Source organism: Rhodococcus sp. ARC_M6, from assembly GCF_022810305.1.
In the GTDB taxonomy this organism is placed as follows: Bacteria; Actinomycetota; Actinomycetes; order Mycobacteriales; family Mycobacteriaceae; genus Rhodococcus_F.
In genome coordinates this window covers 30,562-48,619 of sequence record NZ_JALGQH010000023.1, presented here as the reverse complement: position 1 = coordinate 48,619, position 18,058 = coordinate 30,562, and the positions used below count along the sequence as shown (strand labels likewise).

The following is an 18,058-nucleotide window of genomic DNA, read 5'->3' as shown; positions in this document are numbered from 1 at the left end:
TGCAACATCACGCTGCTCCGTCGGGTAACGACAGGTTTCGTGCCAAATGCGATTAAGCAAGAGCATGAATGATTGTATCCGTTTGACTGAAAGAAATCTGTATGTATTGGAATAGATTCTTTCATATCGGATGCAAAGATCGGATCTTTGCCGAGGGTACGAGGCGGTGGGCCGTGGCGTTGGAGTCTCAGTCGCGCTCACTGCCTGGTGTTTACGGGATCTCGGTGATGTCGGAGTTGACCGGCGCCGGCCCTCAGCCGTTGCATTTGTATGAGCGGCGGGGGTTGTTGACGCCTACGCGCACTGGTGGCGGAACGAGTCGGTACAGCGAGTCGGATCTGGAAACTTTGCGTCGTATTACCGGGTTGGTTGACGACGGGGTCAATCTGGTCGGTGTGCGGTTGATTCTTTCGCTCGAGGCGGAGACTTCGGTGCGGGCTACTCGGATTGTTCAGTTGAGTGAATCTGTCGACATCGAAAACCCTGGTAACCCCACAGCGAGCAGACCCGCGATCGCGGCTTTGCAGCAACTGGCTTTCTTCGAAGGACTCGGTGCAGTTATCTTGTTCTTCGGCGCGGCAGCGGTCGGACGCCTCTCGTTGCGAAGCCACCGAGATATACGGCGAGCACAGCGACCTGTCGAGACCGATACCCCGCCGCTGCGGGGGTCGACAACATCGTCGTGAAGATCCTGCAGCGACGCTGAGGTGCGTGCCGGTACTTTCTGGAACACCGCAAGTACTTGATCTGGCTGCGTGATCAGCGTTTGTGACACCTATATGAGGGTATGCCGATAATGCGGGGTCTTGTGAGGCTCGTGCAATGGGAGTTTGTCATGATTATTCTTGGAATTATCTTGCTGATCGTTGGGTTCGTGTTCGGAATTTCGATCCTGTGGACAATCGGGATCGTGGTACTGGTGATCGGACTGATTTTGATGTTGCTCGGGTCGACGGGTCGCGCGGTAGGTGGGCGGCGGCACTATTATTGACGGCGCTGCCGCACTGTTCCCTGATACCCGACCTCCGGTAGGTGCGTCGCGAGGAGATCTCCGTCATCCGTATAACGTTAACGTTCCACTGTGATCCCTTGGCTGTCAACGAGGTTCGCATGGATTGCGGCACCGATAGCCTCATTGTCCGATTCGAATAATTCATCTGTAGTGGAACCATCCGGCATGGTTATTCTGTAACGACCAATCTCATTACCCTTCGCTTGCGAGGGAAATGAAACAACCCCGTACATGTCGCTTCTCTTCCCGTCCGGCGATGCCGTGAGTGAAACGGGAGATACTGATTATACCGAAATCGGCGCAGTCGGTATCTGACTGGCGTGCCGTCAGTGCACGGATGTTTGTCAGATCGCGCTGCGGGTAGTGCCTTGAATGTACGAATCGCAACATACGTATCGCAACGACAACTGGAGGATCACGTGCCAGACGACAAGAGCGGTCCGAGCGAAGGCGTCAAGGGCGTCGTCGAAGGAGTCAAGGGCAAGGCGAAGGAAGCTGTTGGTGCGGTTACCGGTAACGACAGCTTGTCTCGGGAAGGGCGAGCCCAGCAGGACAAGGCAGAGAGTCAGCGAGAAGTCGCTGAGAAGGAAGCAGCAGCCGAGAAAGCTCGCGCGAAAGCGGCCGCGGATGAAGCACGACAGCGGTCCGAACAATAGTCGAGGCGCACTCGTCGCCCTCGGCTCTGGGCGTACCTGAGTCGAGGGTGCTCGGTGGCTCGACCGAACTATCCGATACAGCACAACGTAATTCGCACAACCATCCCGTGATCAAGAGGAGTTGTTCCATGCCTTCGTCTGAATCTGTACCGGGTGCGCCAGCTCCACAGACGCCGGATCTGCACGAGCCTGTCGAGCCGCGCCAACCGCTGCCTCCCAAAGACGACCAGAGGCAGCCTCAGGTGCGTACTGTTGCGGGTGCAGAGGGGACGGTGAAGGGCAACGGTCGCGGGCAGCGAGGTGAATATCTCACTACGGCAACAGGTACGCGACTGTACGAGACTGATCACTCACTCACTGCCGGTGAGCGGGGTCCCACACTCCTTCAGGACCACCACCTTCGTGAGAAGATCACGCACTTCGATCACGAAAGGATCCCCGAGCGGGTCGTCCACGCGCGTGGTGCCGCCGCACACGGAACCTTCCTTGCCAACGGAGCCGCCGAAAGCATTTGCAAAGCAGCCATGTTCACGTCGGGTACGCGAACCCCGGTATTCGTGAGATTCTCGACCGTGCTGGGCTCACGAGGTTCGGCAGACACTGTTCGTGACACCCGCGGATTTGCCACCAAGTTCTACACCGATGAAGGCGTTTTCGACTTGGTAGGCAACAACATCCCGGTCTTCTTCATTCAAGACGGAATCAAATTTCCCGACGTCATTCACGCTGCGAAACCTCACCCGGACCGAGAGATCCCGCAGGCGCAGAGTGCTCACGATACGTTCTGGGACTTTGTCTCCCTGCACACCGAGGCGACCGCCCACACGTTGTGGAACATGTCCGATCGAGGCATTCCTCGCTCGTATCGCATGATGGAGGGCTTCGGCATACACACGTTCCGACTCGTGAACCCTGACGGCGGCACCAATCTGGTCAAGTTCCATTGGAAGCCCGCGGCCGGGGTTCACTCGCTTGTATGGGAAGAGGCACAGATTGCCGGCGGTGTAGACCCCGACTTCCATCGGCGCGACCTAGCCGACGCCATCGAAGCAGGTGCCTACCCGTCCTGGGACCTCGGTGTGCAGGTGTTTCCGGATACCGAAAACGAGATGTTCGAAGGCATCGATCTATTGGACCCCACCAAGATCGTTCCCGAGGAAATTGCACCGGTGCAGATCATCGGGACGATGACTCTCGATGCCAACCCCACCAACTTCTTCGCCGAGACCGAACAAGTCGCATTCCACCCGGGGCACTTGGTACCCGGCATCGACATCACCAACGATCCTCTCCTGCAAGCACGTTTGTTCTCGTATCTCGATACCCAGATCACGCGGCTCGGCGGACCCAATTTCGATCAGATCCCGATCAACCGTCCCCATGCACCCGTCAATGACATGCTTCGCGACGGCTTCCACCAGGACGGAGTGCACACCGGTGTAGCGCCGTACCACCCCAACTCGTTGGACGGTGGTTGTCCCTTCCTGGCATCTGCGGAGAGCGCCGCCTATATCGAAGTGCCCGAAGAAGTGTCAGGCCGCAAGGTGCGTCAGGCGCCGGCGACATTCGACGATCACTTTTCTCAGGCCAGACTCTTCTACAGAAGCATCTCTCCGGTCGAGCAGAAGCACGTCGCCGACGCGTACACCTTCGAGTTGGGTAAGTGCTTCGAGGAGAACATCAAGACCCGCAATCTGGGGATCTTGGCGAACATCGACCCCGGTCTTGCGGCGACTGTCGCGAACGGACTGGGGCTGCCGACGCCGGAACCCGCAGAGCCACTGGAGGATCCGGCACCGAGCCCGGCACTCTCCCAAGTGGGTGCGGAATGGCCTGTCGACGGCAGGACCATCGCGCTGCTAGTCGACGAGAACTCCGATCTCGATACCGTTGCCGCTGTGCGGGCGAAGATTGTCGACGCCGGGATCATGCCACTCATCCTCGGACCGCACGGAGGGAAAATCGGTGGGGGAGAGAACGCGGTGACAGTGCAGCGAACGTACCTCACAGCTCGTTCGATCGAGTTCGACGCAGTCCTGTTGAGCGGTGACGTTTCCCGTCTCGACGAAGGCAAGCTGGATCCGCGTGTCGACACGCTTCTCAATGAAATGTACCGACACAGCAAGGCAATCGGTGGATGGGGCGAGAGCGCGAGCGCGCTTGCTGCTGCCGGCATCGACGAGTCTGCACCAGGCGTCATCGTCGACGCTGACGCAGAAACGGCGTTCGATGCAGTAACTCAGCTTCTCAAGAGACACCGTGTGTGGGGGCGCTTCGATGTGCCACCCACCGTCTGACACCGCTGGATCACACCGCAATGGGATGCTGCACATCACGTTTCGCATCCGCCATCCTCCGAGAAAGTCCGACAAGCGTAGGAGAAGGATCCGAACGCGGCGGGAGCAGTAATTGTCAGTTCGAGTCCATACGCACCTGCGCAGACCTCGCGGCAATCGAAGGTAACGGGGCGTCGTTGACTTCCACTTTTTGCCGCGTTCATTGGGAAATGAGGGCTTGTCAACTCCTCGTCAGAGAACACTCAGCCTGTGTGTGCGGGTGGCGAATCGCATGATGACGAATGGACATGAGCAAGGTGTCCGGCGATCATGCGTCCGAATTACCTCAGTCCTCCCGGGGAGCCACAGGATCTCGGGGTGCAGGTTCCGAACCAATCGCGGCGGATCCGAGGCGCCGCAGTGTTCGTGTTTCTTCAAGCTTCGATCAAAAGCTCCATGATCACCCGATAATTCTGGTGGAGGATGGCCGTCGAGTGCATATCCGTTGGCAAGCCAGCGCCAAGCGGTGGTGTCATCGCGGTCGGGTTTCTAGTGTTTGCCGTTCTTCTGATACTCGACGTATTCGACTGATCGCCTGGTCTTAATTCGTTCTGGATCCTTCGTAAGGGTGTGGAGGAGCAATTTTTCCAGGCCTTGCGCTCAACGCCGCGCGGCTCAGTCGCTGCGACGTCCAGGTAGTGCACCGGCCATCGACGAGTTGTCCGTTGGGCGCGAGGTCAAGGCCAGTGGGTACTCGTCGGCGGTCGTCGCGACATTTCTTGAAGGGCAGCATCGTTCGGATGAACAACGGAGCGGGAAACACCTCAGTGAGGCGGGTTCACGGAACTGAGTTCCTGCGTGAAACCACGAGTGGTCGCGGCCCCGACTCGTGCATCGACGCCGTTGGTATGGAAGGCCATGGCACCGGGATCCAACAACTGTACGACCGGGCCAAACAACAACTGCCCGTGGAAACCGACCGTGCTACTTCTCTGCGTCAAGCTGTCCTCGCGTGCCGGAAGGGCAGCGGTATATGCCACGAATGTTCGATTACGTGCTGCCGGGCGACCTCGACCCGTCGGTATTGATCACCCACGACATGCCGCTGACCGACGCCGTGCATGGTTACGAATTGTTCAAGGAGAAGAAGGACGGATGCGTGCGGGTCTTCCGGCCGTGACCGCACCGCGCACCGACACCTTCTCGATTTTTTGCTTCGACTAGTGCATTGTTCGATGCCCGACTGGGTACGTATGTGGTGGTTGAGTGCGCTCCACCGATTTCGGCGACTCCGACGAGGTGATGACCGATTCGGGCAGCGTCGTACTCCATTAGATACATCTATACGGATCGGAAGGACTGCCTTGCCCTCCGCTCCGGTCGAGGAGATGAATTCACATGTCATCATCTACCCACGCACCGATGCACACTCACCCTGACATCATGGCGCTGCGTGAGCGCTACGATCAGGCGGCCGAACAACCAACCGCCCAAGTCGTCGAAGGGCTGATGTTGCTGTCCGGACTGTATGCAGCGGCGTCCGCGTGGATCATCGGCTTCGCCGGACAAACCAATCTGAGCGTCACTAACTTGATTTGTGGCGCTGCGATCGGGTTGCTGGCCGTGGCATTCGGATCCGCGTACGGTCGCACGCACGGCATGACATTCGTTGCACCACTACTCGGGATGTGGCTGATTGTCTCCCCGTGGATTGTTGCGGGTGTCGATACCAGCACTTCCATGATCTGGTCCAATGCGGTTGTGGGAGCACTGGTCTGCGTTCTTGGCCTCGCTACTGCTGCGCTGGGAATGGGCGGCGGTCTTCAACGACGCGAACCGCGACAGGAGCCGCGATGACTACCGAGACGGGGATACCCGACATAGCTGTATCCGAGCCAGGTGATTTCACTGCTACAACCACGAAGCGTGGTGTCGTCGATTGGTTCAACTGCGAACATGGATTCGGGTTTATCGTGCCTGCGGAAGGTGGCCCGAGTGTCTTCGTGCACTTCACCGAGATTGCGGGAAACGGTATTTACCACACACTGCGAGACGGGGAATTTGTCGCGTACGAACACGACCGGACGTCACACCCACCGCAGGCTCGCAATGTCCGCATCGCTGCCACTAGCGGCTCGGATGGCGATCGTCACCCGAAGCGGGTGCGGCCTTTCCGGCTTCCGTGGTAGGCATTGCGGCGCACAGCCGTAAGTCATCGGGGTCGCAATACGAGGTCGAAATATAAAGGTGCCGTCGCAGTTGACTCGGCCAGCGCGTCTACCGACGTGCTGGCCGGAAGCGGCTGATCCCGCCGACATACGTCGTCTTCTGGGTGAACTCGCGCAACCAGGGTGGATCATAGATTTCCTGCGGCCAGGCGGCGATGATGTGGTCGGCAATGCGATACACCAACAGGTGGGCGGGGTCGCTTCGCTCGCCGGGCATCTCAATCACGACGTCCGGGACGCCCATCGATCGAACGAACGTTGCCACTTCTACCGATACATCGTTAGCAGTGGCCGACGGACGGATTCCGGCAATCTTCATTGCGCAGTGCCCGTTGGTAAAGGGTTGGCCTCGACATGTGATCGGACCGCGCGAAGGACAACGATCTCTTCCGTGCGTTGCCCCACAGCGATGAGTCCGCGAGCCTCGAACAGTGCTGCGCGTGCGGAAAGTACACGCCCGAAAGGTATTTCAGCTCGGGCAACGATTTCGACTGATAATCCCTGTTCTTCCAGCATGGCTTGGGTCTTTTCGACCCCGCTCAGCACCGATTGCGCGATCAACAAGATGCCCGACTCCGTGAGCACCCCGGGTGCCTGCACACAGATTCGATCCAGAAGCATTCGCCCATCCACTCCGGCATCCCATGCCCGCTCGATACCCCGAGTGGGCAGGACGTCGTCGTGTGCCGGAACGTACGGAGGATTCGAAACCACTAGGTCGAAACGCTGATCTCGAACGGGCGACGTCAGGTCGCCGTGTACGACACGGATCGACAATCGGCGCAGATGGGCGTTGATCCAGGTGGTGGCCAGTGCGCGTCGGGAAATATCTACCGCAGTGACGTATCCGGCGCCGGCCGAGGCGGCTTGCACGCTTAATGCGCCTGCTCCGGTGCAGATATCGAGAACCCGTGAGCCGGGCCCGAGGCTCTCAGCCGCCATGGCGTCGGCGAGCAACCATGTGTCTTCTTGCGGTGGGTATACGCCTGGCAGACGAAGTAGCATCGTTACTCCTCGGGGTCATGCGTACTGGTTCAGCATCTATCCGGAGTAGTGATATCGGTATACGTTTCACCTTCTCACACATGCAGTTCGGCGAGGCGTAGCGTCGGAAAACTGCCGAAGAGAACCGAGGAGTCACAAGATGCAAGTTCCTGATGAGGGTCCACGACCGGTAGTCAGCAGCGCCTTCGACAAGATCGTCGGATTGCTGGACTACCCGATGTTTGTTGTCACTACCCGTGCAGGTGGCAAACAGTCGGGGTGCCTCGTCGGGTTTGCATCTCAGATCAGCATCACGCCCCAGCGTTTCCTTGTTGGTCTGTCGAAAAACAACCGTACGTATCGGACCGCCTTGAGTGCGGAATACCTCGCCGTTCATCTTCTTCCCAGTCGGCGCGGCGACATCGCGAAGTTGTTCGGAGAATCCACTGGCGACGACATCGACAAGTTCGCTCATTGCACCTGGCACCGAGGCCCGCACGAACTACCCATTCTCGAGGATGCTGCCGCCTGGTTTGTGGGGCGAATCATCGAAAGAATTGACATGGGCGATCATGTAGCTTTCCTGCTCGATCCCGAAACAGGTTTTGCCCCTGAAGAATTAGACGACGCGATCACCTACTCCGATGTTCGAGGGCTCGAGCCTGGGCATCAGACGTAACGGCCAACCGTGATACCGACGTAAGTCCGAAGTCTCCGTGGGCACAAGTGACGTCGGTGGCATCGTCGCCGTCCGCCCGATAGGTTTACGCCGTGCCTATCTCCGTGCTGATTGTCGACGACCAGGAACTTATGCGGATGGGGCTGAACATGGTCCTCGGTGCGCACGAGGATATTTCTGTCGTCGGCGAAGCGGGGGACGGGGCCGCGGCGGTTACCGCTGCAATTTCCCTGAAACCGGATGTCGTCCTGATGGACGTACGGATGCCGATCGTCGACGGCGTCAGTGCAACGGAACAGATTTTGGCGTCGGGAATCGAATCTCGAGTGCTGGTGATGACAACCTTCGACCTCGACGAACATGCACTCGGGGCGTTACGCGCCGGGGCCAGTGGCTTCCTGCTCAAGGACACGCCGCCCGAGGACCTTGTGTCAGCGATCCGCAGTGTTGCAGCCGGCGATGCCGTCGTATCGCCGAAGGTGACGCGGCGACTACTGTCGCGATTCATCGTCGACGGACCGGCACCTCGGCGTGATCCGATCATTCTCGACGTCTTGACCGACCGTGAGCGTGAGGTTCTCGGTCAAGTTGCGACGGGACGATCGAACACAGAAATCGCGCAGCAACTATTTCTATCCGAATCAACGATCAAGTCTCACATCGGACGAATTCTGACGAAGCTGGATCTCCGCGACCGCGTTCAAGCCGTGGTGCTGGCCTACGAGACCGGATTGGTGACTCCGAGCGCGTAGGCCAGCTACCACTCAAGCGTCGAAGGATCCGACCGTCGGAAGTACCGTGCAGGACTTTCCGTCGACGTAATCCACATTTCCGAACATTGTGGCCAGCACCTTGCCCTCGCCGGTGTCGACCACCTTGGACAGCAGGGGAGTGTTGAGAATGGGGATCACGTCGTCCAGGGGCACGATGCCGCCCTGGAATGTAGTCGTGTTTATCCACGCGACACTCAAACCCGAGATCTTGGGGAGGGACGGGTAGGCGGGAATCGCCTGGAAGCGGAGTTGATCGGCGGCTACCCACGGTATCGACGGGAAGTTCGGGCCTGCCTGGGCAGTGCCGAGTGTCACTGTCGCCGGAGTGCCGTCGAGTCCGCAACCGAGTGTTGGTGCGGGATACATGAAGTTCTGCGCTTCGGTTTTCCCGGATGCCGGAAGTCCCAGCGCATTGTTGATCTGGTCGACGGCCGCCGTGCCGATCAGTTGCTGGATAGCCGTGGTCGCATCGGGGGAAATTGCGGCGGCCTGTGCAATCAGTCCATTGAGGTCGAGAGGTGCTGCTGCGGCAGTTCCGGCACCGAACAGTGCGGATCCTGCGGTCAGGGCTACGACGGCAGCGCCACCGACGAGTGCAGCGGGAATGCGGCGGACGAGCTTCTTGCCGGGGAGTCGGCTCATGTCGGGCTCCTTCACGTTGACGGCCGACGAAATCCGGCCTGAAGCGACTCCATCACGCGCAGAGTCTAAACGTCAACTTGAGGGTTAGAATCGTTAGCGGAGCGTTAGTTAACGACGAGCACAATCAAAGCGTCGGGTTGTGACCCAAGACATGAAACGGGTGCACGGTCCCATTGAATCTCGGGAGAAAAATCGAGGTCTCGTACGTTGTATCCCTAGACAGTCTGAAAGGGGACGTCCATGATTGCCGCCGTGTTCCTGCTTTACGTCATCGTCGAGATCGCCGCACTCGTTCTTGTGGGCAACGCCATTGGCATTGCCTGGACAGTGCTGCTGTTCCTCGCGGGCTCGCTGGTCGGGTTGGTGCTCATGCGTTCGCAGTGGCGAAAAGTCATGGACGGATTCCGCAAAGCAACACGCGGCGAAGGTTCCCCCACGCTCGCTGTCGCTGACGGAGCCCTGGTCGCAGCCGGATCGGCATTGATGTTCGTCCCTGGTCTTGTCACGTCCGTCCTGGGTCTGCTCCTCTTGATTCCCCCGACGCGTTGGGCTCTGCGTCCACTGGCAGTACTTCTGGCGGGCAAGCGCGCGGCAGCCTTCGCGGCTGGCGGCGACGCCTTTGCCGGAACGGTTGGCTACGCAGCGCGGATGCGCGGCAACGGTGAAGTTATCGACGGAGAAATCATCGTCGAAACACCTACAGCCACCACCGAATATGTGAGCAGCAACGGCAAGGAACTTGTTCTCGAAGGTGAGATTCTCGACACTGATACACCTACCCGTTCGCGGGGTCCGCAGTACTAGCAGGCAGACTTGGCATTCGTGACTACTCGTCTGCTGGTCAACGGCCGGATCTACAGTTCTTTTGCACCTGACGCGACCTCGCTCGCCATCACCGACGGCATTGTCGTCTGGGTGGGCGAGGACCGCGCTGGACGTGCACTTCATCCCGACGCGGAAATCGAGGATCTGGGCGGTGCGTTTGTCACTCCCGGTTTTGTCGACACTCACGTCCACATCACTGCGTTGGGCCTCACCATCGTCGGACTCGATCTGGTCGGAACTACCTCGCTCGACGAATGTCTTTCGCGGGTAACGGTATTCGCCGACGCTAATCCTGACGCCGTCATCTGGGGCCACGGTTGGGACGACACCGAATGGGCGCAGCCGACCGCGCCGTCAACGGCCGATCTCGACGCCGCAGCACCCGGCCGCAAGGTGTACCTCTCGCGGATCGACGTGCACTCGGCCGTCTGCTCGAGTGCGTTGCGCGACGGGATCGACGGGCTCGCGTCCCAGGCCGGGTACTCCGCTGATGGTCCGCTCACCTTCGACGCTCACCATCTTGCGCGAGCGTCGGCTCGCAACCTCCTCACCGCCGAACAACGTGCCGCCGCCCGCACCGCAGCTCTCGATCTGTGCGCATCACGCGGAATCGTCGCAGTCCACGAGTGTGGCGGCCCGGACATCTCCGGTCTCACCGACTTCCAGGAACTCCTCGCGCACGATCACGGCGTCGAGGTTCGCGGCTACTGGGGCGAGCACGTCAGCACTGAGGAAGATGCACGCGCCCTCCTCGACAAGACCGGTGCTCACGGACTCGGCGGCGACCTCTTCATCGACGGTTCCCTTGGATCCCACACCGCCTGGTTGCTCGAACCCTATGCAGATCAACCGGATTCGACGGGCAATGCCTACCTCGACGTCGACGCCATCGCTGCGCACATCCGCGCCTGCACTCTCGCCGGAATCCAAGCGGGATTCCATGCCATCGGTGACGGCGCAGTCTCCGCGGCAGCGGCAGCATTCCGTCGGGTCGCTGACGAACTCGGCGGACCCAAGGTCGCTGCACTCGGGCATCGCCTCGAGCATGCCGAGATGATGTCGATCACCGACGCCGAAACATTTGCGACAGTGGGCGTCATCGCCAGCGTCCAACCAGTCTTCGACGCACTGTGGGGCGGCACCGACGGCCTGTACGCAACGCGTCTGGGCGCCGAGCGCGCAGTCGCGCTCAACCCGTTTGCCCCGGCCGCTGCCAAGGGTGTCTCACTGGCATTCAGTTCAGATGCGCCAGTCACTCCGGTTGAACCGTGGGCGATGGTCCGGGCCGCAGTGCATCACCGCACCGACGGCAGCGGCATCTCACCGCGCGCAGCCTTCTCGGCGGCGACTCGTGGCGCATGGCGCGCCGGGGGAGTCCGCGACGGCGCAGCCGGAACGCTCAATCCTGGTGCTCCGGCGTCGTACGTCATCTGGGAAGCCGGCGATCTCGAGGTGAGCGCACCCGCCGATTCGGTGCAGCGCTGGTCTACCGATCCGCGCTCACGGGTTCCGGCGTTGCCGCGCTTGAGCGACGACGCTTCAGCCCCGACATGCGTTCGATCGGTGCATCGCGGACGCGTCGTTTATGAGCGTTGAACAGTCGACCGGTGACCGCACGCGGCTAGTCGAGGTGCTCACCGGTTCGATGTGGTTGCGTTCGCTGTACTCGGCGGCCGGCGGGTATCTGATCTTCGCGGGATTTCCGCCAAGGCCTCTGTGGTTTCTCGCACCCGTCGGCATTGCACTACTGACCTGTGTGCTGACCAACTTCGGCCGTGGGGGCCTGCGCCTGCGTGCAGGTTTCGGATACGGCTACCTCGCCGGCCTCGGTTTCCTGGTGCCGCTACTGCCCTGGATCGGAGTGTTTGTCGGCGCCGTGCCGTGGATAGCGCTCGCTGCCGTGGAATCGCTGTTCATCGGACTGTTCGGGCTGCTGGCCGTACTGGTGTCGCGGTTGCCGTGGGCGCCACTGTGGATTGCTGCCGTGTGGACATTGACAGAATGGCTCCGATCCAGTGTTCCGTTCGGCGGCTTCCCTTGGGGCAGGCTCGCATTCGGTCAATCCGAAGGGTGGCTGCTACCTCTCGCGAGCATCGGCGGTGCGCCGCTACTCAGTTTTGCGGTGGCACTGACCGGAACCGGGTTGGCCGCAGTAGCGATTGCGGTTGCTGCCAAACGTCGGGACCGAGGATTTTTCGGCGCAGTTGCGGCTGCGATCGTTCCCGTCATTCTGGCTGGCGTCGTTGCACCGTTTCTTGCCACCATGGATTCCGGTGATCGCACGATCACCGTCGCAGCTATTCAGGGCAGCGTGCCGCGGTTGGGATTGGACTTCAACTCGCAACGCAAGCAGGTTCTCGACAACCACGTCGCCGAAACTTTGAGGTTGGCGGCGGAAGTCGACGCCGGACGCGTCAAACAACCCGACATCGTCATCTGGCCCGAGAATGCCTCCGACATAGATCCGCTCCGCAACATCGATGCGGCCGCCGACATCACCCGAGCATCCGTATCGATCGGTGCACCGATTCTGGTCGGCACCGTGCTCGTCAATGCAGACCGCACGACCACGAACTCCGTGATCGTCTGGGACGGAAACAAAGGCCCGCAGGAGCAGCACGACAAGAAGATCATCCAACCGTTCGGCGAGTACCTGCCCTACCGAGACTTCTTCCGGAAATTCTCGGAATACGCAGACCGCGCCGGCAACTTCGTCCCCGGTGACGGCAACGGCGTCGTCCAAGCCGCGGGCGTGCCGATCGGTATCGCCACCTGCTACGAGGTGGCTTTCGACCGGGCGTTCCAGGAATCCGTTCGCAACGGAGCGCAACTCCTCGCCGTACCGACCAACAACGCCACCTTCGGTGACACCGAGATGACGTACCAGCAGCTGGCGATGTCCCGCGTTCGAGCCGTTGAACACGGCCGCGCCGTTGTCGTGGCAGCCACCAGTGGCGTCAGCGCGATCATTTCTCCCGACGGTTCCGTAACCTCGCAGACCGATCTTTTTGTCCCCGAATTCCTCGTTGCCGATGTACCGCTGTCGACAGACAAAACGGTGGCTTCGCGCGTGGGCCCCGCACCCGAGGTAGTGCTGTGTCTCCTCGCGGCGGGCGCAATCACGATGGCAGTGATTATCCGGCGTCGTGAACGCACACTTCCCGAAACAGGAGAGCAGCAATGACCGAGGTAGGTAAGGGTTCCAAGACCGATCTGCTCGACGCGAGTTACACCATCGCGATCGGCACCGGTGGTGTGGTGGACATTGCGGCAGTTCTCCTCGGGGCAGACGGCAAGGTCCGCACCGACGACGACTTCGTGTTCTTCAACAACCCGAAAGCGTCGGGCGTGGCACTCGTATCGGATGAGGCGATCACCGTCGACCTTGCTGCCCTTCCGGCCGACGTTCACCGCGTCCTGATCACCGGCAGTACCGAGGCGCAGGGTAAGAACTTTTCCGACGTGGTATCGATTCAAGTGGACACGCGCGGAGCCTCGCAGCAATTATCCTTCGTTCCAACAGGTTTGACTACGGAAACCGTCTTGCAGTTGGTGGCGTTGTATCGACGCGGCACCGGGTGGCGTCTCGATGCCGTCGGGCAGGGATACAGCGCCGGCCTGGCAGCCTTTGCCGCCGAACACGGTATCGACATTGATGACGACGAGCCGAGCAGTGCTCCGGAACCGGAACAGCCCACGGTCAGTCCTGCGCCGACCATCAGCTTCGAAAAGGTGTCCGTCAGCCTCACCAAGGACTCCCCGGACAAGACAGCACGTATCGATTTGCGTAAAAGTCAGGGCGACCCCAGTTGGGTCTTGACCGTGGGTCTGGAATGGGACGGCCGCGGCGCAAAATACGACGACAACGGCAAGGTCAAGAAGTACGGTGAAGGCGACCTCGACGTGTACTTCTTCTGCCGCAACGAGGACACCAACGATTACGTCGTGATCAGTGGTGAACCGAATCATCGTGGCGGACTGGAAACCTGGCCGCACATCTACCACTACGGCGACAGTGCGGGACCGGGCAAGGGCAAGAAGGCTGCCGTCGAGCAGGTTCGCGTCATCCCGCACGAGAACGGGGATCTGCTGGTCAACGTGTATCAGAGCGTGGACAACGGGGCCGGCGCCATCGACACGTTCGGCAAACCGCGCGTCGCAATCCGCTATGGCAAGGCCGGTAAGGACGGTCTACCGGGCCCCGACGCCGACGAAATCCTTGTCTTCGTCGGCAACGGCAAGAACTCGTTCTGGGCGACGATCGCGCACATCGACGTTCAAGACGGCGTTCTGACCGTCGACGGTGAGACTCGATACAGCAAAACGCTCAGCGAGCGGATGCCTGGCCTGGACACCGATGGTCAGTGGATGCAGCGTCCCAAATCGGGTCCGAAGGGTCGAAGCAAGAAGGCGAACAAGGGCATCGGACTCGACAAGTACTCCGGGAAATGCGAGACGGCACCGAAGAAGCGTCGCTGAGGCAGGACTCGCCTAGCCGGGAATATCGGTCCACTGAGCTTCTTGTTCGGGCGTAACCGGGATCGGGTGCACGATGCGCTCGGTCACCGGTAGTGCTTTCCCGGCCTCGATGGCGTCCCATTTGAATTCACCGCACCGTCCCAGCGGGAGCACCGGCCGCATCCCGAGTCTGATCGTCGATCAGCCAGACGGTCGGTGGGATCGCTTGATCGACGCGACAGTTCATATCTCGCGGATCCGACGGCCCCAAGTCTTCGGCGGACAACGTCGGTAGAGGCATCAGTTCCCGCTCAGGGTCGGACGTAGTACATCCCGAGAGCACCGCTGCCGCTAACAATCCGACCAGTATCCTTGAAGAATCCATTTCCCGAACATCGCGTGACTGCGGGATATGCGCCGATTCTTCTTTGTGGCGGTGACTGTTGCACTTTGTGGGTATTCGGCGGTGGAAGTCCACCCCGAGTGAACAGAGGCAACGTCCATGACCGAAGTGCAGAACGCCGTCCGCAAGCCCAGCATTGTCGATTCTGTTCTCAATTCTCCGCTCGCCGGATTAGCGCCGTGGATTTTGCTGTCGTTGGTGTCCGGACCAGGCCGATTCGAGGCGTCCGCCGCAGCGGCACTCGGGTTGACGCTGCTGATCGCCGCTGCAAGTCACCGTCGGGGCAGCAAACTGAAGTTGTTGGGAATGTTCGACATTCTGTACTTCGGGATACTCGCCGCAATTGGTTTGTTCGCGTCGGCCGACACCATCCGATGGTTCGAACTGTGGGGCGGCGAAATGACCAACATCGCCTTGGTTGTCTTCGCATTCGGTTCGATGCTTCTGCGCAATCCGTTCACTATGCAGTACGCGAAAGAGTCTGCACCACCGGAAACGTGGACAACACCGCTCTTTCTGCGGATCAACTACACCATCACGTTGGTATGGGCACTGTCGTTCCTGTGGTCTGCGATCGTCGGGTTCTACGGCGACGCCGTGTTGGGCTCCAGCGGCAATTTCTGGACCGGGTGGATCCTGCAGTTGGGCGGCATGATCTTTGCGGTCTCGTTCACCGAGTGGTATCCGGAGTACGCACCGAACAAAGCGCTCCAGGCTCTGGGAGTGCCGACTGATCCGCCGCAACCGATCGCTCGACTGTTCGACTTCCTACCGGTTTTTGTAGTCATCACCGGAATTGCGGGATTGGTGACGGATTCGGTGTCCACCGCGGTGGGTGTCGCGCTGATCGTCGTCGGTGCGATTGCCTATGTGATCATGTGGCGCATAGCTGCTCGCGTTCTTCCTGAGAGCGATGGAAGTTAGGCCCCTTTTCCTCTAGTGAGCACCGACTCCAGAGTGCTGGAAACGGTGCTCACTGTGCACGAACTGTGCCAGCTTCCGCTCACTACCACCCTGAACTCCCCGGTGATCCGAGGTTCTCGAGCAAACCTGCCGGCGCCCCAGCCTGGATAAACGCGAGCGCTGCAATCGCGTCGTTGACCGCGTGAGTGAGGTAGGTGCTGACCGCGTCGGCAACGTCGCCGAGGGCACCGGCAGGAGTGATCGTCACCGCGAACGGACGTTCCGCGGTCGGGAGATCAACGGTGACGGTAGCGGTGACGACGGTGTCGGCGGTGTTGGGCAACGACATCAAGTTGGTGTTGAAATCGGTGACCGGACTGTCCGCTGATGCGGTACCGACTGGACCGCCCAGGGTGATCGCGACAGCGAGTGCGCCGGTGCCGAGTACCGCGGCGGTCCGGGACCAACGAGTGGGCGCTTCGAGAACATTCACAGACGGACTCCCTTATCGCGGTGACTGAATCCCTGCACGGGATACAGAGCGGCCACGAATGCAACCACTATCGAGGAAGATAACGGACATAGACCGCAAGGTGGCGTTGTTCGGTGCGATGTGTTCGGCCGGGTCACGGAAGCTAGGCCCCTTTTCCTCTAGTGAGCTCTGTTTTCAGCATGCTGAATACAGAGCTCACTGTGCAGAAACGGTGCCAGCTTCATGCGGGGTGGCTATTTACGAGCCGAAGCTGCTCGGTCGAGCGCGATCACCGTCACCGTGCCGGTGGTGGTCCAGTTGACGACGTAGGCGTTGCCGTTAGAGGTGATCGCTATCCAGTCCGGTTGCTAACGACTGCGGTGTTTGGCTGCGGTGTTTGGCTGCGGGTGGACCGGGGGATACAGCAAACACTGGCTCATTCATCCGTGCCGATAGTTGTCTTGCGCGATCTTCACGCCTGACACCTGCCGGCACGGGTGTATGCCTGATTGGTGAACGTTGTTGGAATGAAATAGTTTCGGAGTGAGTTCGTATCAGAGAAGGGCTCGCAGATGTTGTCTGTATTGCAGTACCCCATCCAACGACAAAGACCGCCCGGTAAACAACCGGACGGTCTTGATCGAAGTGCTCGGGAGAGCGCTAGAGAATCAAGCTCCGCGACGCTTGGCCTTGAGGAGGTCCATACGCTCCTTGAGGAGTTCTTCGAGCTCCTCGACGGAACGACGCTCGAGCAGCATGTCCCAGTGGGTGCGCGGCGGCTTGACCTTCTTGGCTTCGGGAGCAGTTCCCTCCATGAGGGCACCCTCGAGGCCGTTGCGGCACATCCAGACGCCGGGGATCTCGGCTTCGTCGGCGAACGGGATGTCAAAGATCTCACCGTTGTCGCACTTGTATTTCGCCATACGACGGGGGGCGAGGTCATGGTCACGGTCGGTCTCGTAGCTAACAGCTCCGAGACGGCTACCTCGAAGTACGCGATCTGCCATGGTGGTGTCCTCTCTTCGTTCGTCACCGCTGGTGGGCGCCCGGTGTTGGGGCGTAGACGCTCACACTCATCTACAACGCCACGAGTCCCCGATTGGTTCCCGTGTGGCGAGAAGACGCAACCTCCCCATCTTACCGGTTACTGCACGCGCACATTGAGGGCCTCCGAATCTCGAGTAAAGTGTGCAGACATGACGACCAGCATGCGACCGAGAAGCGCCGGGAATCCCTGCGTCTGGTGCGGTCGTGCGGTTGCGGCGGTCGGAGTTGGACGGCGGCGGCGGTATTGCTGCCAGTCGTGCCGTCAGCGTGCGTATGAGCAGCGTAGTGCTGTGAAAGGCACCGCAATTCCCGCTGACGCTGTCATCTTGACGGCCGGCGAGGCATCCGAACTCGTTGATCGGATGTTCGAAGTGCGCTGCGCTGCGGAAGATGTCGCGACTGCGGTCGCGGAAGGTGCCGATACTGCCGAGCTCATTTCGATGTGCGAGCAGTTGACTGCACTTGCCCGCGAAGCGGAACGTTTCCGATGACGCTAGCCTGGGCAACCAGTTTGTAGCTGTGTGCACGGCACCGCGCCAGTGCGGCGTGCCGGACACATAACGAAACACAACTCAAATCCTTACTAGTTCGGACCTTCGGGGAGGTTCGAACTCCGAGCCGACCCACTTTCGTGGTCGATGACCTCACCGGCAGGGCTCACAAGGATCGTTCACATGGTTTCCACTCTCGATATCGAGGC

The 18,058-nt window shown here is 60.2% G+C and carries 18 protein-coding genes and 3 pseudogenes; 15 read left to right on the top strand and 6 right to left on the bottom strand.

All coding sequences use genetic code 11. The annotated features are described in order from the left end of the window. Positions 1–173: 173 nt before the first annotated feature. The 7 genes and pseudogenes from MTX36_RS21045 to MTX36_RS29940 all read left to right on the top strand — a co-directional run. Positions 174–473: pseudogene (locus tag MTX36_RS21045) on the top strand (MerR family transcriptional regulator); the annotation flags it as partial. Positions 474–835: 362 nt separating this feature from the next. Next, positions 836–991, top strand: a complete 156-nt coding sequence (locus MTX36_RS21040) for a DUF6131 family protein (protein WP_243621630.1) — start codon at positions 836–838, stop codon at positions 989–991. Between the two features lie 440 nt (positions 992–1,431). Then, positions 1,432–1,668 (top strand): CsbD family protein, encoded by a 237-nt coding sequence (locus tag MTX36_RS21035; protein ID WP_243621629.1) that lies wholly within the window; start codon positions 1,432–1,434, stop codon positions 1,666–1,668. A gap of 128 nt (positions 1,669–1,796) precedes the next feature. Next, the gene (locus MTX36_RS21030; RefSeq protein WP_243621628.1) at positions 1,797–3,965 is read left to right on the top strand and encodes a catalase; all 2,169 of its coding nucleotides are present in this window, start codon (positions 1,797–1,799) and stop codon (positions 3,963–3,965) included. Between the two features lie 800 nt (positions 3,966–4,765). Further along, positions 4,766–5,124, top strand: a pseudogene (locus tag MTX36_RS21025) (glutathione-dependent formaldehyde dehydrogenase); the annotation flags it as partial. A 218-nt stretch (positions 5,125–5,342) separates the two neighbouring features. After that, positions 5,343–5,801 (top strand): SPW repeat protein, encoded by a 459-nt coding sequence (locus MTX36_RS21020; RefSeq protein WP_243621627.1) that lies wholly within the window; start codon positions 5,343–5,345, stop codon positions 5,799–5,801. After that, positions 5,798–6,133 (top strand): cold-shock protein, encoded by a 336-nt coding sequence (locus tag MTX36_RS29940; protein ID WP_279394876.1) that lies wholly within the window; start codon positions 5,798–5,800, stop codon positions 6,131–6,133. The genes MTX36_RS21020 and MTX36_RS29940 overlap by 4 nt, the downstream gene beginning before the upstream one ends. Positions 6,134–6,239: 106 nt before the next feature. Here MTX36_RS29940 and MTX36_RS21010 read toward each other — a convergent pair. Together MTX36_RS21010 and MTX36_RS21005 are read right to left on the bottom strand one after the other, a co-directional pair. Continuing rightward, a pseudogene (locus tag MTX36_RS21010) lies at positions 6,240–6,470 on the bottom strand (hypothetical protein); the annotation flags it as partial. A gap of 17 nt (positions 6,471–6,487) precedes the next feature. Next, positions 6,488–7,177 carry a HemK2/MTQ2 family protein methyltransferase gene (locus tag MTX36_RS21005; protein WP_243621625.1) on the bottom strand — a complete coding sequence of 230 codons (690 nt, stop codon included), beginning with the start codon at positions 7,175–7,177 and terminating at the stop codon, positions 6,488–6,490. Between the two features lie 139 nt (positions 7,178–7,316). On the opposite strand from MTX36_RS21005, the gene MTX36_RS21000 reads away from it, so the two are divergent. Further along, positions 7,317–7,835 (top strand): flavin reductase family protein, encoded by a 519-nt coding sequence (locus MTX36_RS21000; RefSeq protein WP_243621623.1) that lies wholly within the window; start codon positions 7,317–7,319, stop codon positions 7,833–7,835. Positions 7,836–7,927: 92 nt separating this feature from the next. Beyond that, positions 7,928–8,587 (top strand): response regulator transcription factor, encoded by a 660-nt coding sequence (locus tag MTX36_RS20995; RefSeq protein WP_243621622.1) that lies wholly within the window; start codon positions 7,928–7,930, stop codon positions 8,585–8,587. A 12-nt stretch (positions 8,588–8,599) separates the two neighbouring features. On the opposite strand, the gene MTX36_RS20990 is transcribed toward MTX36_RS20995, so the two are convergent. Beyond that, positions 8,600–9,250: a hypothetical protein gene (locus MTX36_RS20990; protein WP_243621620.1), complete on the bottom strand. Its 651-nt coding sequence runs from the start codon at positions 9,248–9,250 to the stop codon at positions 8,600–8,602. A 240-nt stretch (positions 9,251–9,490) separates the two neighbouring features. On the opposite strand from MTX36_RS20990, the gene MTX36_RS20985 reads away from it, so the two are divergent. Genes MTX36_RS20985 through MTX36_RS20970 form a run of 4 tightly spaced genes read left to right on the top strand, consistent with a single transcriptional unit; the run spans position 9,491 to position 14,554 of the window. Beyond that, positions 9,491–10,054: an FxsA family protein gene (locus MTX36_RS20985; RefSeq protein WP_243621619.1), complete on the top strand. Its 564-nt coding sequence runs from the start codon at positions 9,491–9,493 to the stop codon at positions 10,052–10,054. Positions 10,055–10,072: 18 nt separating this feature from the next. Next, positions 10,073–11,671 carry an amidohydrolase gene (locus MTX36_RS20980; RefSeq protein ID WP_243621618.1) on the top strand — a complete coding sequence of 533 codons (1,599 nt, stop codon included), beginning with the start codon at positions 10,073–10,075 and terminating at the stop codon, positions 11,669–11,671. Between the two features lie 49 nt (positions 11,672–11,720). Continuing rightward, a complete protein-coding gene (gene lnt, locus MTX36_RS20975; protein WP_243621705.1) occupies positions 11,721–13,259 on the top strand; it encodes an apolipoprotein N-acyltransferase in 1,539 nt (512 codons plus the stop codon). Further along, complete coding sequence (locus MTX36_RS20970; protein WP_243621616.1) at positions 13,256–14,554, top strand: TerD family protein; 1,299 nt, start codon at positions 13,256–13,258, stop codon at positions 14,552–14,554. The genes lnt and MTX36_RS20970 overlap by 4 nt, the downstream gene beginning before the upstream one ends. A gap of 127 nt (positions 14,555–14,681) precedes the next feature. Here the strand turns inward: MTX36_RS20970 and MTX36_RS20965 are convergent, their stop codons facing one another. Next, positions 14,682–14,918: a hypothetical protein gene (locus MTX36_RS20965; RefSeq protein ID WP_243621615.1), complete on the bottom strand. Its 237-nt coding sequence runs from the start codon at positions 14,916–14,918 to the stop codon at positions 14,682–14,684. Between the two features lie 117 nt (positions 14,919–15,035). On the opposite strand from MTX36_RS20965, the gene MTX36_RS20960 reads away from it, so the two are divergent. Beyond that, entirely contained in the window at positions 15,036–15,860 is an 825-nt protein-coding gene (locus tag MTX36_RS20960; protein WP_243621613.1) for a hypothetical protein, read from the top strand. Positions 15,861–15,942: 82 nt separating this feature from the next. On the opposite strand, the gene MTX36_RS20955 is transcribed toward MTX36_RS20960, so the two are convergent. Next, on the bottom strand, positions 15,943–16,332 hold the full coding sequence (locus MTX36_RS20955) for a hypothetical protein (RefSeq protein WP_243621612.1): 390 nt from the start codon (positions 16,330–16,332) through the stop codon (positions 15,943–15,945). A 647-nt stretch (positions 16,333–16,979) separates the two neighbouring features. Further along, positions 16,980–17,318, bottom strand: coding sequence for an RNA polymerase-binding protein RbpA (locus MTX36_RS20950; RefSeq protein WP_094272953.1), 339 nt, complete (start codon positions 17,316–17,318; stop codon positions 16,980–16,982). Between the two features lie 201 nt (positions 17,319–17,519). Between MTX36_RS20950 and MTX36_RS20945 the strand changes: the two genes are divergently transcribed. Further along, positions 17,520–17,849 (top strand): hypothetical protein, encoded by a 330-nt coding sequence (locus tag MTX36_RS20945; RefSeq protein WP_374230516.1) that lies wholly within the window; start codon positions 17,520–17,522, stop codon positions 17,847–17,849. Positions 17,850–18,058: the final 209 nt, after the last annotated feature.